This window comes from Streptomyces atratus, from assembly GCF_900119365.1.
Lineage (GTDB): Bacteria > Actinomycetota > Actinomycetes > Streptomycetales > Streptomycetaceae > Streptomyces > Streptomyces atratus_B.
This window is the reverse complement of record NZ_FPJO01000035.1, coordinates 1-14,997: the sequence shown is the minus strand read 5'-3', so window position 1 is coordinate 14,997 and position 14,997 is coordinate 1. Positions and strand designations below refer to the sequence as shown.

At 67.0% G+C, this 14,997-nt stretch carries 13 protein-coding genes and 3 pseudogenes; 6 read left to right on the top strand and 10 right to left on the bottom strand.

Annotated features, from left to right (window positions below; genetic code table 11):
• Positions 1–49: 49 nt before the first annotated feature.
• The gene (locus BT364_RS34210) at positions 50–187 is read right to left on the bottom strand and encodes a hypothetical protein (RefSeq protein ID WP_371268679.1); all 138 of its coding nucleotides are present in this window, start codon (positions 185–187) and stop codon (positions 50–52) included.
• Positions 188–370: 183 nt separating this feature from the next.
• On the opposite strand from BT364_RS34210, the gene BT364_RS34205 reads away from it, so the two are divergent.
• Positions 371–1,438, top strand: coding sequence for an IS110 family RNA-guided transposase (locus BT364_RS34205; RefSeq protein ID WP_072489095.1), 1,068 nt, complete (start codon positions 371–373; stop codon positions 1,436–1,438).
• A 15-nt stretch (positions 1,439–1,453) separates the two neighbouring features.
• Here the strand turns inward: BT364_RS34205 and BT364_RS41205 are convergent, their stop codons facing one another.
• Complete coding sequence (locus BT364_RS41205) at positions 1,454–1,714, bottom strand: hypothetical protein (protein ID WP_143166597.1); 261 nt, start codon at positions 1,712–1,714, stop codon at positions 1,454–1,456.
• Between the two features lie 413 nt (positions 1,715–2,127).
• Here BT364_RS41205 and BT364_RS34200 point away from each other — a divergent pair, with 413 nt between their 5' ends.
• Positions 2,128–2,385, top strand: a complete 258-nt coding sequence (locus tag BT364_RS34200; protein WP_072489094.1) for a hypothetical protein — start codon at positions 2,128–2,130, stop codon at positions 2,383–2,385.
• Between the two features lie 147 nt (positions 2,386–2,532).
• Here BT364_RS34200 and BT364_RS34195 read toward each other — a convergent pair whose 3' ends face one another.
• Positions 2,533–5,475: an AfsR/SARP family transcriptional regulator gene (locus BT364_RS34195; RefSeq protein WP_256260347.1), complete on the bottom strand. Its 2,943-nt coding sequence runs from the start codon at positions 5,473–5,475 to the stop codon at positions 2,533–2,535.
• A gap of 366 nt (positions 5,476–5,841) precedes the next feature.
• Here BT364_RS34195 and BT364_RS34190 point away from each other — a divergent pair, with 366 nt between their 5' ends.
• The 3 genes from BT364_RS34190 to BT364_RS34180 are packed head-to-tail and all read left to right on the top strand — an operon-like array spanning position 5,842 to position 7,222.
• Positions 5,842–6,522, top strand: coding sequence for a vWA domain-containing protein (locus BT364_RS34190; RefSeq protein ID WP_072489092.1), 681 nt, complete (start codon positions 5,842–5,844; stop codon positions 6,520–6,522).
• A 32-nt stretch (positions 6,523–6,554) separates the two neighbouring features.
• Positions 6,555–6,845: a hypothetical protein gene (locus BT364_RS34185; RefSeq protein ID WP_072489091.1), complete on the top strand. Its 291-nt coding sequence runs from the start codon at positions 6,555–6,557 to the stop codon at positions 6,843–6,845.
• The gene (locus BT364_RS34180; RefSeq protein ID WP_143166596.1) at positions 6,842–7,222 is read left to right on the top strand and encodes a hypothetical protein; all 381 of its coding nucleotides are present in this window, start codon (positions 6,842–6,844) and stop codon (positions 7,220–7,222) included. The genes BT364_RS34185 and BT364_RS34180 overlap by 4 nt, the downstream gene beginning before the upstream one ends.
• Positions 7,223–7,349: 127 nt before the next feature.
• Here BT364_RS34180 and BT364_RS34175 read toward each other — a convergent pair whose 3' ends face one another.
• From BT364_RS34175 to BT364_RS44445, 3 genes and pseudogenes are all read right to left on the bottom strand, one after another.
• On the bottom strand, positions 7,350–9,014 hold the full coding sequence (locus BT364_RS34175; protein WP_256260346.1) for an IS1182 family transposase: 1,665 nt from the start codon (positions 9,012–9,014) through the stop codon (positions 7,350–7,352).
• Between the two features lie 397 nt (positions 9,015–9,411).
• Positions 9,412–10,788: an IS1380 family transposase gene (locus tag BT364_RS34170; protein WP_072489089.1), complete on the bottom strand. Its 1,377-nt coding sequence runs from the start codon at positions 10,786–10,788 to the stop codon at positions 9,412–9,414.
• 73 nt (positions 10,789–10,861) lie between these two features.
• Positions 10,862–10,942, bottom strand: a pseudogene (locus BT364_RS44445) (IS5/IS1182 family transposase); the annotation flags it as partial.
• Between BT364_RS44445 and BT364_RS34165 the strand changes: the two are divergent.
• Positions 10,933–11,872 (top strand): annotated as a pseudogene (locus BT364_RS34165) (cytochrome P450); the annotation flags it as partial. The pseudogenes BT364_RS44445 and BT364_RS34165 overlap by 10 nt on opposite strands.
• A gap of 33 nt (positions 11,873–11,905) precedes the next feature.
• Here BT364_RS34165 and BT364_RS34160 read toward each other — a convergent pair.
• The 4 genes and pseudogenes from BT364_RS34160 to BT364_RS43585 form a co-directional block, all read right to left on the bottom strand.
• Complete coding sequence (locus tag BT364_RS34160) at positions 11,906–12,469, bottom strand: AAA family ATPase (protein WP_072489088.1); 564 nt, start codon at positions 12,467–12,469, stop codon at positions 11,906–11,908.
• The gene (locus tag BT364_RS34155; RefSeq protein WP_072489087.1) at positions 12,447–13,565 is read right to left on the bottom strand and encodes a glycosyltransferase family 2 protein; all 1,119 of its coding nucleotides are present in this window, start codon (positions 13,563–13,565) and stop codon (positions 12,447–12,449) included. Before BT364_RS34155 ends, BT364_RS34160 begins: the two co-directional genes overlap by 23 nt.
• A 2-nt stretch (positions 13,566–13,567) precedes the next feature.
• On the bottom strand, positions 13,568–14,746 hold the full coding sequence (locus tag BT364_RS42040; RefSeq protein WP_072489086.1) for a hypothetical protein: 1,179 nt from the start codon (positions 14,744–14,746) through the stop codon (positions 13,568–13,570).
• Between the two features lie 74 nt (positions 14,747–14,820).
• Positions 14,821–14,997 (bottom strand): annotated as a pseudogene (locus BT364_RS43585) (IS3-like element ISRhosp5 family transposase); the annotation flags it as partial.

The following is a 14,997-nucleotide window of genomic DNA, read 5'->3' as shown; positions in this document are numbered from 1 at the left end:
TGCCGCGGCTGGACCGTACGGCCGCAGGCTGACTGCCCGCGGGTACCTCTCAGCCCAGCGCGTCGATCGCCTTCACGATCAAAGCCCTCGTCTCGGCCTCGTAAACCGCTGTGCGCCGCAGCTCCTCGAATGCCCGGACATACAGCCCGATCTCCGTGGGCTGCGTGATGCTGACCCAGTCACTCACTGACGCCGTTGGCTGTCCGTCTCGTGAATTGTCGGCCCTTCGGACGATGCCGCTGTACGCGTGGCCGGTCGGGCGTGCGTGACCTAATAGGAGCTCGACCAAGGTCCCATCACTGTGTTGTCCGTCCGCCCGACCGGCCCGTGCCATCCTTCGCACGTCGCACGGAAGGACAGCACAACCAGCATGACAGCGAACGAGATAGCGGTGATCGGCGGGATCGACTCCCACACCGACTTCCACCAGCTCGGCATCATCGACACCGTCGGCCGTCACCTGGCCACCGAGTCGTTCGAGACCACCCCCAGGGGCTACCAGCGACTGCTGGAGTGGCTGTGCTCCCACGGCGAGGTCCTGGCGGTGGGCATGGAAGGAACCGGCAGCTACGGCGCGGAGATCGCCCGCTTCCTGCGCGGCAACGGCATCCCCCTCATCGAGGTCGACCGCCCCGACCGCCGTGCCCGCCGCGCGAACGGCAAGTCCGACCCCGTCGACGCCTACGCAGCCGCCACCGCCGTACTCTCCGGCCGCGCCAAGGGCACCCCCAAGTCCCGTGACGGAATCGTCGAAGCCATCCGCGCCCTGCGCATCGTCCGCAAGAGCGCCGTCAAGGGCCGCACCCAGGCGATCAACCAGATCCGCACGCTGATCATCAGCGCCCCCAGCGAAGTCCGCGACAAGCTCCGCGGCCTGCGACTCAAGGAACTGATCGACACCCTCGCCCGCTCCCGGCCCACCGGCGACCCGGCCGACCCCGCCTTCACCATCAAGACCGTCCTCAAGCGCCTCGCCCGCCGCTACCAGATGCTCGACGAAGAAGTCAGGGACGCCAACGCACAGATCGGCCCACTGGTCACCCAGGCCGCCCCCAAGCTCGTTGCACTGCCCGGCATCGGCCCCGAGACCGTCGGCCAACTCCTCATCACCGCGGGCGACAACCCCGAACGCCTCCGCTCCGAAGCATCGTTCGCGCAACTCTGCGCGGCCTCTCCCGTCCCCGCGTCCTCGGACCGCACCAACCGCCACCGACTCAACCGTGGTGGTGACCGTCAGGCCAATGCCGCGCTCTACACGATCGTCCTGGTCCGGATGAAGTACGACCAACGCACCCAGGAATACGTCGCCCGCCGAACCGCAGAAGGACTCGCCAAGAGGGACATCATCCGCTGCCTGAAACGCTTCGTCGCCCGCGAGGTCTACCGCCACCTGCCCCACCTCCAGATCACTCGCGAACAACTCACCACCGCGACTTGACGATCTATAGGAGCTTCAGTGATGTCGGTGGCGCCAGGCGGCAGCGGCCTTCAGCTCCCCGCACAGCATCCGGCTTGCCCGTTCGAGGTGGAACCGGCCGTCATCGCCGGGCACCGCGACGGTCTTTCCAGGGGGCCCGGGCGGGGGAGACGGCAGGCGACAGGGCAGCTTCTCGGCATCGCGGACCAGCGCCGCAACGAACGCGACCCCCTGATGGACGCAGCGCCACAGCAGCTGTGCGCGTCGGTACGGGGGCAGTTCGTCCAGGCTGGCCATGAGATGAGCCTGACCTACGGCACTGACAGTCGGGCCGGGGTTGAGTCTGTCAGCGGTGGACCTCCGTGGCCGCCCTGGGTTTGGCCTCACCCTCGGGCGGAAGCGGGAGAACCGGCGCGGCGTCCGAGTTGGTCAGCCCCTCGTCACGGACGCCGTCGGGGCCAGCGACGGCCGACCAAGCACCCCTGCGGCAGCACGGCCGCGTGAACGTGCAGCTGGGGGCGTCGTGTTTCTGCGGGTTCGGCCTACGGCACCACTGCGGCTCCCAGGTGAAATGGGGCTTTGCTGTCCGGGGCCAACCGACACAATCCGTCGACCTGCGACTTTAGCTGACGTTGAGGCATTCGTTCCCACGACTTTGAAGATCGTTTCCCACTGTGGAGGAGAAAGGACCACGGGACAGCTCAGACTGGGTGGCCCACGGTGTTGCGACGGCAAGGCTGTTCGGCATTGGCATGATGCGGTCGGAGGTGACCCAGCTCTGCTGGTGCTATGCCCCAGCGCCATCGCCCGTGGGGCCTGCCGCTGCGATCGTCGGCACTGAAGCGGATGGAGGTCGCGAGGTAGACCTTCAGGAGTTCGCGGCGCTGCCCACCGACCGCTTCGTGGCGCTGATGAACACCTATTACGCCTTGTTCACCTCCCTCACCCCGTCGCCTGCCGCCACCTGACCCCGTGCATCGCCCGGACGGCCGGCCGCCTGGTCCGCACTGCGTCTACCAGGCCGGCAGGGCGAGCCGTCCTGCCTTCCGCACCCGCCTTCTTACGGCGGTGTGCGCCAGCCCCGCTCCTTCCGTCCTTTCGCCAGGTCGCCGGGGTCAGGCGGTCTGGCAGGTTGCCAGGCCCGCTTCTGCCCGTGCGTATTCGAAGGTATGTGTTTCGGCGCCGGGGATGGCGAGCGCGGCCAGGTACTGTTCACGTCCCTCGTGAAGGAGGCCTGCGGTGGCGTATGTCTGGCCGAGCCGGCAGCGGATGTCCATCTCGAGTCGGTCGTAATGCGGTTCCTTCAGGGGGTCGAGCTGTTCGTGCAGGGCGAGTGCTTCGTGGTGGAGGGACAAGGCGCTGTCCAGGTCGGTGGTCTCCTGGGCGGTGCCGAGCCGGGCCAGCAGGAATGCCTGCTGGAAGGTGTGTGCGTTCTGTGCGACCTGGTCGAGGGCGCGGCGGAACATGCCGTATGCCTCGCGGTGGCGGCCTTGGCTGAGGTGGACGTCCCCGATGCAGTAGAGCGTCTGGCTCAGCAGGTTGGGTCTGCCGCTGGTCTCGGCGTAGGTGTAGGCGAGGCCGAAGCAGTCCAGTGCGGTTTCGATGCGTCCGTGGTGGTGGTGGACTGAGCCGAGCAGGCTGAGCGTCATGCCGGTGAGCCAGCTGTCGCCTACCCTTTCGGAAAGGTTCAAGGCCGTGGTCAGTTGGGGGATGGCGTCCTCTCCCCGGCCCAGGTTGAAGGCGACGGCTCCCAGCCCGGCCAGAGCGCGGGCCTCTTCGCGTGTTTCACCGTTCTGGCGGCTGATCTCCAGGGCTGTGGTGAACCATGTGTGTCCTTCTGTGAGCCGGCCCTGGTAGAGATCGATCATCCCCATACTGCTTCGCAGGGCGGGAGGCATCCGCCGGTCGGTCGCTTCGCCGGCGCAGGCAAGCGCAGTCCCGAGGGTGGTCCGGCACTCGTGATAGTGGCCTCGGCGCAGGAAGCAGTCGGTCAGTGCCTCGGCGATCCAGCAGGCGTGATCGGCTTCGCCCAGTTCGGCGGCGTGTGTGACGACGTCGGGCAGTTCGGTGCCTGCCGCGTCCAGCCACCGCTCCGCATGTTGCCAGTCCGAGAACGGTGCACCGACAGGCTGCGGTCCCGTGGGGAATCCGCCGGGGCCCCAGTCGCTGGCGAGGCGGCCCGCGTCCAGGTAGAGGCGGAGCAGGGCGGTGCGTGCCGGGGAATGTTCCTCGGGCGTGGTCCGGGCGAGGCGGCGTGCGTGTGCCCGGACCAGGTCGTGGAAGCGGTAGCGCCCTGGTGCGGGCTGTTGGAGGAGGCTGACGTCGACGAGGCCCTCCAGTACGTTCTCCGCTTCGGCGGGCGGGCAGCCCAGCATGGCCGCCGACGCCAGTTTGTCGACCTCGGTCGTCGGAGTAAGTCCCAGGACCCGGAATCCGTGCTGAAGCTGTTGGGGGAGCTGGTCGTAGGAGAGGCGGAATGCTGCTTCGACGCTGCGGTCCCCGGCGCTGAGTTCGGCGAGCCGGTCTTCGTCGCCGGCCATCCGCTCCACCAGGAACGCGGGTGTCCACGTGGGCCGGGTCTGCAGCCGTGCCCCGACGATCCGCAGTGCCAGTGGCAGGCCGTCGCAGAGCCGGGCCAGTTCGCCCATGGCCTCCGGCTCGCTGTCCGCGCGCTCTTCTCCGACCAGGTGCCGCAGCAGTGATACCGCACCGCCGGCTTCCAGAGGTTCCAGGGTGATCCTGAGGTCGGCGTCGAGTTCGACCAGGCGACGGCGGCTGGTGATCAGTACGCGGCTGCCCGGCCCGGCCGGAAGGAGCGGGGCGGCCTGTCGTGCGTTCGCGACATCGTCAAGTACCAGCAGGAGCCGCAGCGAGCTTGTGGCGGTGCGCCACGCCGCGGTGAGTTCGTCGAGGTCGCTCAGCGCCTCACTGTTGGGTTCGCCGAGGGATCGGAGGAGTCTGTGCAGGACCCGTTGCGGTGTGAGGCTCTGCTGTTCCTCGCTGTGTGCCCGCAGGTCCGCGTAGAGGCATCCGTCCGGGTAGTCGGTGCGCAGTTGGCGGGCGGCGTGGAGGACAAGTGTGGTCTTGCCGACGCCTGCGGTGCCGTCAACGGTCGTGAGGGACACCGTGTCGCTCGGGGCCGGTGTGGTCAGCAGGTTCAGTTCGTGCGTGCGTCCGTCGATGTGCCCGACGCTGCCGGGCAGGTCGTTCACCGGACGCCGAGGGCGGGCCGAGCGGGTCGGCGCGCTGCCGAGGAGGAACGCGTCGTCGCGTCGCAGAACCGCCTCGTGGACGCGCTGGAGCTGTTTACCGGGGTCGACGCCCAGTTCGTCGGCAAGCCGTACGCGCATGGCGACGAAGGCCTTCAGCGCTTCGTCCTGCCGCTCGACCGCGTACAGGGCACGCATGCGCAAGCCCAGCAGCGGTTCGTTGAGGGGGTCGGCCGCCGTGAGCATGGCCAGCTCGTCTAGTGCGTCGCCGGCGCGCCCGAGTCCGACCAGGCACTCCAGTCTTCCCGCCTGGAGCACGCCGCGGCGTTCCGTCAGCAGTTGCCGCTCGCCCTGGGCGAACGGGCCGGGCAGCCCGGCCAGAGGCTCTCCTCGGAACAGAGCAAGTGCGGCTGTGAACCTGTCGGTGGCGGTGGCCAGGTCGCCCGCGTCCTTGGCCCGCCGCGCCGCCTGGGTGTGTGCCTCGAGTTCCGCGGTGTCCAGTTCGAGGTTGGCGAGAACGAAGCGGTATCCGCCGCCACCGCCGCGGATCACCGAGGTCCTCGGGCCGGCTCCTTGCGGGTCGAGTGCTTTGCGCAACGCGAAGACGTAGCTGGGAAGTACGCGGTGGCCCGATTCCGGCGGGTGTGTACCCCATACATCGTCGAGCAGTTGCTCGTAGCTGACCGGCCCGCTCCGGCGCAGGACCAGCGCCACCAGCACGGCCTGCCTTCGCACGGGACCGGCGTCCAGCGATGTCGTTCCGCGGCGTACGGAGACCGGGCCGAGTACTTCGATATGAAGCCGCTCCGACGCCCCGCCGCCCATCGCGGTCCCCTGGCTTCCCCTCATGCCACCTCGCACATCATCAAAATTTCATCCGCGCTGAAACGCCTGCGGTCATGGTTGGCGAGACCGCGCAGGGCCCGAGGCGAAGTCGCCTACGTGTAACGGAGTTCGGCATGCCATCCCTCGGCCGTTCCGGGCGGGGACGGAAGACCATGAGGGGACCTTCCTGTCCCGTTCTGCTCAGCCTGTCCGCGCCGCGCGGTCCCGGCTCCTGGGTGTCCGCAAGATCGCCCTTCTCCTACGAAGGGTAGCGCTGCGACACCTGCGGTCGGCGCACAAATGAGGCAAGTCCCAGCCGTCAGCAGCTGGTTGGCCGGAAGCAGGCCATCGCGCTGCGACGAGCGCAACGGAAGCGAGAAGCAGGTCCGCATGGCGGAAACCAAGGGTGTACTGCTGCCGGCCTACGTGCTGGCCGACGAATCCGGCTCGATGGCCCCCTACGAGGGCGATCTCTCCAGCGGCCTGGACTTGCTGTGCGAGGGACTGCGGGCCGAGCCCGTGGTCGCGGCCAAACTGCGGCTGACGGTACTGGGCTTCTCCGACGACGTGCAGGTACGCCTGGCGGCGGCCGACATGCGCCACGAGACCAGCCTGCCCAAGATCGAGTTCCGGGGCCTGACCAGCTACGAGGCGGTCTTCGAGGACCTGCTGACCCGGATCCCGGCAGACGTCCGGCGGCTGCGCAGTGAGGGCTACAAGGTGCACCGACCGGTGGTGTTCTTCCTCAGTGACGGGCAGCCGACGGACAAGGGGGCCTGGCGGCAGCCGCACGGCCGGCTCACCGACCGGGAAAAAACGCCGACCGCCCCCACCATCGTGGCCTGCGGGATCGGTGACGCCCGGGCCCCCACGATGGTGGAAGTGGTCACACGACCGGAGTTCGCGTTCGTGGCCAAGCCCGGAACCAACATCGGGCAGGCGGTCGCCGAATTCTTCCACGCGCTCACCGCGAGCCTCGTCGCCTCCAGCCACGCGCTGGGCTCGGGCGTTCCGGAGCTCGTGGTGAACCGCCCGGACCAGTTCAGCATGGCAATTGACGAGGCCGGATGATGCCCGCAGCCGTACACTGCCACCAACCGCCGATGCCCGCCCCGCCCGCCGTGGCGTGGACCTTGCCGTGGCAGCAGGTCACCGTGGGCACGCCGGGCCCCGAGTTCGAGGCCCGGCCATCGGGTCAGTACGCGTACGACTTCCCCGACACCAAGTGCGACAGCTGGTCGACGTCGGCTCTCCGCCTTCACTTCACGTCGGTCCGCGGCGCCGAGCACCGTCACTACCGCCAGCCCCGCCAGGACGCGGCGCGTGCCGCGGTCCACGAAGCCACCGGCAACATCGTGTGCGCCGCAATGCTGGGATCGGGGGGAATGCGATGACTGAATCGGATAGTGATGGCGGAAACGAGGATGAACCTACCGCTACAGTGATCTGGATTTTTCTAGGGATCATTGCCGGGGTAGCCCTGTTGGCGAAGGTAATCGTCTCCGAGGATATCCCCACTGGCGAACCGTTGCCGCTGAAGGAAACTGCGTTACTCCTGTCCCTGTTTCTCGGTCCCATTTTCCTTTTTGCGGGGATCTCGAATCAGCTAAGCAAAGAAGCCAAGCGGGGGAATATCTCATGGGCGACATACTGGACAACCATGGCCAGCATCACCGTAACCGCATTTACACTGCTAGGTATCGCAAGCATCGATGACTTTATGGAGCTCATTAACGCATGGAGGGTACACGACGAGCGGTGGGCCAGGTGAGCGCCAGAAGGAGGTTCAGGAAATTATCCCACGGCTCGACCGTCGGGTCACCGCTCAGCTCCACCTCGAACTTCCCCGTTTCGCTGTCCTGAGCTTGACTCTGTCGGGGATCTTGGAATCAGTGGTGTCAACCACGGCTGCTTCTCCAGGACTTCGGCCGGTGGATATTGTGCTGGTCCAGGAAATTCTGGAAGGCGGTGGGCTGTCGGGGCGGGGGTGTTCCTCCGGCTGGCGGCAGTCCGCTGAGTCGCTCGATGTTGACGGCGATGGCGGTCAGGACATGCTGGATGTGGGTTTTGTCCTGGCCTCGGTAGCGGCAGCGGCGCATGTCGTGGCCGTGGGCGAACTCGTTGACGGTGCCCTCCACCCCGGAACGGACTGCATACCGGGTCTTCCACTCGAGTGTCTGCTGCTCGGTACGGACGCGGAGCTGCAGGTCGCGGAGTTCTCGCGGTGGGAAGCCGACGTTGCGGGCGCTTTCGCGGGAGGTGGTGCACTGGGCGCGGACTGGGCAGGGTCGGCACTGGCCCTTGGTGAACCGCGCCACGATCAGGGGTGCCGCGGTGGGTGAGGACGTTGGGTAGGGGCCGTGCCAGCCCTGACTGACCTGGCCCTGGGGGCAGGTGACCTGCCGGCGGTCGAAGTCGATGTGGAAGTCGTCACGGCTGAAGCCCTCGCCTCGGCGGTGCTGACGGGTGGGGTTGCCAGGCATCGGTCCGGTGAGGGTGACCCGGTGTTCGCGGGCGGCCTGTTCCAGATGGACCAGGGAGGTGTAGCCGCTGTCGACCAGGTGCTCGGCGGGCAGCAGACCACGGCGCCGCAGCCGGGTGTGGATGCCGGGCAGGACCTGACTGTCGTGCGTGGTGGCCGCAGTAGTGGCCACATCCGTGATCACGTTGGGGCCGTCCGGAGCACAGGTTTCGGTCAGATGGGCCGAGAACCCTCTCCAGCTGACGATGTGTCCGTGACGTGCGTAGCGGGCCGAGGTGTCGTAGGGGGAGACGATCGCCCGGGACGATGGCGGAAGCCCGGGTTTGCCGTCCTCCTCCGTGCGCCAGAGCAGGCGGCCCGCAGCATCGCGGTAGTAGTTCTGGACCATGATCTGCCGCAGGGCCTGGACCTGGCGGCCGAATGCCCGGCCTGCCCCGTGCCGATAGAGGTGTTCCAGGAGTCGGGCGGCGTCGTTGCCGGTGGCAAGGATCCTGGTCTTGGGCCGGGTCGGATTCTTACCCAGGCGGACCGGTCGTCCGTAGCGGTTCCCCCACTCCTCATCGACCAGGCCGACGAGCAGGTGCCCGGCAGCACCGGCGACTTCCTCCAACGCGGCCCGCACCGCCTCGGTGATCAGTTCCAGCCGTGTCAGGTCACGCACCGCGGCCAAGACATGGGTGGAGTCGGTGCGCTGCGTGGTGCGCTCGCGCACCAGACCGGCGGCTTTGAGACGGGCCAGTGCGAGGTCGAGGAGGCGGTCAGCACGCTCGCCCTCGGCGAGACGGTGACGGAAGTCGGCCAGCACGCTGTGGTGGAAGCCGGGGTCGTCCAGCTCCATGGCCATGGCGTACTTGAAGTCGATGCGGCAGCGCACCGCCTCGGCGGCCTGCCGGTCCGACAGACCGAGCAGGAACTGCAGCACGCAGACGGTGGCCAGTTGAGCGGGCGAGAGGCCCCGACGCCCGTCCCGTGGGTACCAGTCGGCGAAGTCCTCGTCGCACCACAGCCCATCCAGCCGGTCTCTCACCCACATCGCTGTCGTGCCCTTCGGATTGCTCGCCCGCGCGACCCTCGTGGTCAAAGGCGGGATTTGCTCACCGGAACGGGGGCGAAGGGACAACGGGCACCTCGGCAGCTACAGCGGTCATCGGAACGACACGAGCATGCCTGTTGACCAGGCTGCTGCACCGCGAAACTCCAAGATCCCCGACAGAGTCAAGCTGAGAGTCGAGAAGTACGGCTGAAATGCTAACTCGTCGTCTGTGGATGTGTGGGGTGGCGGCAGCGGGGTGGGTGTCAGCGGGCTTCGCGCGCCTAGCCTCAATCTTGCATGACGGTCCGTCGGTTCTTCCGTCGGGCCGTTTCGCTGTTGTGGGTTGGTCGTGGGAATGCTGGTGGCCCGGCTGTCGCGTCGGGTGGGCGCCGGGTTCCACTGTTCCGGTGGGGTGATCCTGCTCGGAGGGACTTGAAGGTGCTGGTCAGCCGGGGTTCGGCAGGGCGTGCAGCCGGTCGGCCGCTGCGCTGATCACGTCGGTCCAGGGCCAGTGCGCCGCGAGGCGGAGGTAGCGGCGGCGGCCGGTGGTGACGAGTTGTGCGGCGGCTGAGAACAGGCGGAGGCGAAGCTTCTTCGGTTCCCAGCGGCGGGTCTTGCCGGTCAGGGCGAGCATCGGCATCCAGGCCAGCAGGTCCAGAGCGAGCTGGACAATCTCCAGCCAGATCTGGTTCTGCGCGAAGGCGTGCAAGGGAAGGTTGCGCAGGCCGGTGGAGCGGGCGTCTCGGATGCGGTCCTCGCAGCGGGCGCGCTGACGGTGGCGCAGTTCGAGCCCGGCGATCGCCTCGCCGGGAGTGTTGGTGGCGAAGCAGGTCAGGCGCATGCCGTCGGCGTCGGTGAAGCGGAGTTGGGCTCCGGGGTGCGGGCGCTCCTTGCGGACGATCAGCCGCATCCCCTTCGTCCACCCCTTCAGGCAATCACCGCCGATCTCGGCCACCCAGGCGCCGTCGCGGACCTCGCCGCCGGGCTCGACGGCCGGCGTCCAGGCAGTGGCCGGGACCTGGAGCACAGCCTGGTGGATGGCGTCGGTGATGGTCATGCCGACCGAGTACGACAGCCACCGGCCCCGCGCCGCGAGCCAGTTGACGAACTCGTGAGTGCCGCCGCCGGAGTCGGTGCGGATCAGTGTGCGGCGCCCGCGCCGGAATCTCTTCGGGAGCTGGGCCAGGGCCAACTGGGTGGCGGTGATGTGGTCGGCGGCAGTGTTGCTGCCCGCGTTCCCGGCTCTGAGCAGGCCCGCCACCGGCTCACCGGCACCGCCCGCCCCGTGGTCGACGAACCCCATGATCGGATGGTGGCCGAACGTCCGCTTCCAGGTCGCCGCGGCGTCCTGCTTGTCCGAGTGCGCGATCACCAGCACCCCGTCCAGGTCCACGATCACCTGTCCGCCCTGGGCGGGAGCGGCGTCCCCGGCCAACGCCCAGACATGTTCGCGGACGTCAGCGCGGGCCCGGCGGATCGCGGTCAACGCGCGCTTCCCGCTGCTGGCGAGCGTGTCGACCAGGCGGGAGACCGTCGGGTCCGAGGCCACCGGACCGAACACCGCCGGCTCGGCCCGCAGCATGGCGACATCGGACAGGCAGTCCCCGCCCAGCGCCACCGCGAGCGCCACATCGAGTAGGATCTTGCCCGGATCATGCACTGCCCGCGTTCTGCGCCACGGCGCCAACGCCGCCGATATTGCCGTATCCAGGCCGCTCTTGCGGACCGTCTCCACCAACAACGCGGCCCCGGCCTGTGAGACCGCTCCGCGGCCGCCGCCCTCGACACGGACACGGGGGTACGACCCGATACTCTTCTTCACCTGAGGAGTGCAGCTTTCCTGACGACGAACAGGACCCTAGAAAAGTCCCATCGTCCCAGGTCAGGGGTACTCCTGAGCAGCCGAAGCGCAGCAGTTGCAGCATCTTGTCGAATACGATCCGGTCACTGATGCGCCGACGGTGGCAGCATGCTGGCTAGCGATCCACCCCGGCACACCCGGCTACGCAAACTGGTGACCAGAGCGTTCACAACAGGGGCCGTCGCGGAGCTGCGTCCGTTCATTGGCCGGGCCACCGACGAGCTGCTGGACCTGGTGGCCTGTCGGCGAGCGGTTCGACTTCGTGGCCGGCCTGGCAGTGTCGCTGCCCGTCATCGTGATCTGTGAGCTGCTCGGAGTCCCGGAGGGAGACCGGCCCGATATCCAGCGCTGGTCCGGAGAGCTGCTCGCGGCAGACAAGCCCGACGTCATCGACGCTGCCTCGCATACCATGGCCAACTACATGACGAGCCTCATCACTGCCAAGCGCCGACGCCCCGGTGGCGCGCTCCTTGACCGGCTCATCTCGGCTTGCGACGGAGATGATCGTCTCAGCGAGAAGGAGCTGGTCTCCTTGGCGGTGCTGCTGCTCGTGGCCGGGCACGAGACCACCACCAACGCCCTTGGCAACGCCCTCCTGGCGCTACTCCAGCACCCGGCCGAGCTGGGTCGCCTCCGCGAGAATCCGGACGACGTCCCGGCCGCGCTGGACGAACTGCTGCGCTTCGACTCTCCAGTGAGTACGGCAACCTTCCGGTTCACCACGGAAGCCGTCACGCTCGGCGGTACCGATATCCCCGCCGGTGTCCCGGTCCTGGTCGCCCTCGGGGCAGTTAACCGAGGCCCGGCGCGGTTCCCGGCGCCGGACCAGCTCGACCTGGACCGTAACGCGGCTGCTCACCTCGCCTTCGGCCATGGCATCCACCGATGTGTCGGCGCGCCCCTGGCCAAGGCCGAGCTGGAGATCGCCCTGCGAGCGGTGCTGAACCGATTCCCCGGGATTCGCCTTGCCGTACCGATTGATCAAATGGACTGGCGGCGCACCCGTCTCGTCTGCGGACTTGCCTCGCTCCCCCGCCTGGCGTAACCCATTTCACGGGCTGATAGCCGTCAACCCGGCCTACTCTCCAAGGCCCAGCACCGCATCGAGCCCACGGACCGTGTCTTCCACGCTCATCGACGAATTGTCAATGAGCGGAACGTCGCGCTCCACCCAACCGGACATCTGTTCACGAATAATGCCGATGGTCTCCGATGACAGAAGGCGATGGCCGGTGCGCCGACTGTTGCGCTTCTCCAGAGTTTCAATGGACGGCATCAGGACGACCAGCCGTACGGCGATGTCTCCCAGGTCTCGCTCCCACCCCTGGAGACTCACGGCGTCCCAGTCAGGAAAGATCGCATCGTCCACGACGCACGCATAGCCCGCACTCATGTATTCACGAACCGCGAGAGCAATGCAACGCCTCGCCATGTGGTACTGCTGTTCCGCAACAGCGTTCCAGCCGTCCTCCGGGTTTGCGTACCCAGATTTCACCCAGTCCCGGACGTCATCGAGAGAAATATGAACCGTCGGGGTGGACCGGCTCTTCGCCCATGAATCGGCCAGCGTACTTTTCCCCGCCCCGGCTGGTCCGGTGATGAGGAGAACGAAGGAATCCTCAGCGGTTCCCTGGGTTTTCATTTCTTTCCTCCTGGTTGCGAGGCGAGGCCACGAAGCGCGCCTCTTGCTCTTCAATCTCTCTGGGCTGGAACCATTCCCGCTGAACGTAGCGGAAACGGCGCACCAGACCACTGGGCTCGAGTTGGGAAAGCGCGGCATGCACCTCGCCCGCGTCGAAACACAGGTCCACCAACGAGCAGACCGCGTCCTCCTTCAGGCCCTTCACGCCCGACCCGCGCTCATGCCGGCTCAAGGTCTCCCGCGCCAAAAGGAAGAGCGCGGTGCCCGGACCCGCGACGCGTGCGACACGCGGTGCCCGCCCGCGCAGCAGGCCGCCGATAACGAAGGCCGACGCCACCAGCACGAAGGGATTCGCGTAATAGGTCGTCAATTGCGGGTGTTTCTTGCAGAGCCACCCGTCGGCACGCCCGTAGGTGAAAACCCGGCTCGCCACCTGCCGCACTCTGATCATCGGAGCTCGAGAATGTCGAACGACTGCCGTTTCACGCGAGATGATCGTATACCCGGCCATGCTGATTCGTACGCCGAGATCGACGTCGTCGGCTCCCTGAATTGTCAGGGGAAACTCATCGAAGCCGTCGACCTCACGAAGCACGTCTCTGTGTATCGAGAGATTCGACGTGGTGCTCCAGCCCATGACACTGTATCGACGAGGCCATTCATAGCAATGGTTGTACTGCTTGGCCTTGCGCACGACCTGCCAGACAAAGGCAGCGTCGGATCCCATCATCTCGGTCGGACCGGCGACACCGGCGACATTTTCCTTCTCATGCCCCTTGAGATGCTCGACGAACAGGTCGTGCGTGGCCTGGCAGTCGGAGTCGATGAAGAGGACGATCGAGTACTGGGCATGATCGATCCCCACATTCCTCTTCGGGCCGACCGCGGTCACTCTGCGGTGGTAGCTGGCCCCATGCCGACCACAACTACGCCGGATCAGCTCGGCTTCCTCGGGGTCCGGCGTGGAATCGACAACTATATGTTCCCAGGGAACATCGATTCGCTTTCCCGCCGCAACACAGGATTCCAGCATCGCGTCCACCAGTTCAGGGTTCCCAAACGTGGGTGTCACGACACTGAGTCCATGATTCCGCATGATCAGACTTCCTTTCTCGGGAGAGAACTCAGATAGGCGACTTGCGGAGCACACACCCAGGCGATCAGAAACGGCGCGGCGGGCAGCAGAGCGGTCCTGTTGAAGAACGCCACGAGCATGAGCAGACCGACGGCGATCACCGATGCCCTCCACATGTCCTTCCACGCCGGAAGGCTCGTTCCCTGTGAAAGGCTGCGGCTGACGGATGCCGAACTCGCCCACTGCAGTACCCCACGGCCGACCCGCGTCCGGCGTATCGCACGTACTGCGGCGTCCAACGAAATGATCGACCGGTCGAGCATGAAGACGCCGGTGAGCGCCCATCTCACGCACTGCATTCGCACGGCGGTCACCGCGGCATGCAGCCTCTTGCGCGCCTCCACGGAGAACGGTTGATTTCGGCGGCCCTGAGTCACGGACGCCTTCCTGCCGAAGAGCACCACGAGCGGACGCAGATAGATCGACTCGGCCAGCAAGAGCGTCAGGCAGAAAGTCCACGCAGCCGCGAGGCCGGCCCCGGCCACCATCCAGCACAGGACGAGGGAAAGCGTCGCCGACACCAAACGGAGATGACTCATCAGATCGTCGAGCATCATCCAGCGGTGCAGGGCGGACATTCTTCTGCGGCCACCGGCCGTCGACCCGAGGATCCACGGCAGCAAGTGGAAGTCGCCTCTGATCCACCGGTGGAATCGGTGCCGGTCCTCGCGATACCCCGCCGCCCCGTCATCATGCATCACAATGCCTGGTACGGCGTTGGCCCCCGCGTGCATTCCCTCGAGCTTGTCGTGGCTGAGCACCGAGTTCTCCGGGATGCGCCCCTCCAACGCGTGATGGAAGACGCGGGCCTCATAGATGCCTTGCCCCAGAAAGAAGTCCTCCTTGAACAGGCGCTGGTACATCGATGGGCGAAGTCTGAGGGAGGCGGCAGGCAGCGGCATTCCGTAGACGTACTGGTGGTAGAAGGTGTGGGGCGCCGACAGGGCAGGAACGTGGCGGGGCTGGAGCATCGCGTGGCCAGAGACCAGCCGGGAGGACGACGCGTCGGTACGTGCTCGATTCAACGGATGCAGCAGGCTGGCCACGAGCCGCTCAGCACCTCGGTCCGGGAGCAGACTGTGCAGATCGAGGGTGATGACGAAGTCGATGTCGCGCAGCATCGCGGCCGTGTTCTCCGGCACCTCGAAGTCCGTGGCACCCTCCCCGAGAATGAGCCCGGGCCTTGTCCCCGATGAGTGGACACCTGTTCGTATCGTTATGCGGCGAGTGTCAGGGTAGCTGACTGTTGCTCGTAGGCGATCGGTGCCTGCTGTCCGTTCGCCGAGTGCCGTCGGCGGGTGTTGTAGCGGGTGGTCCAGCGGAAGACGGCCAGGCGGCAGGCGCGGGCCCCGTCGAAGCGGCGGGTGCCACGGAGCGTCTCACGCTTGAGGGC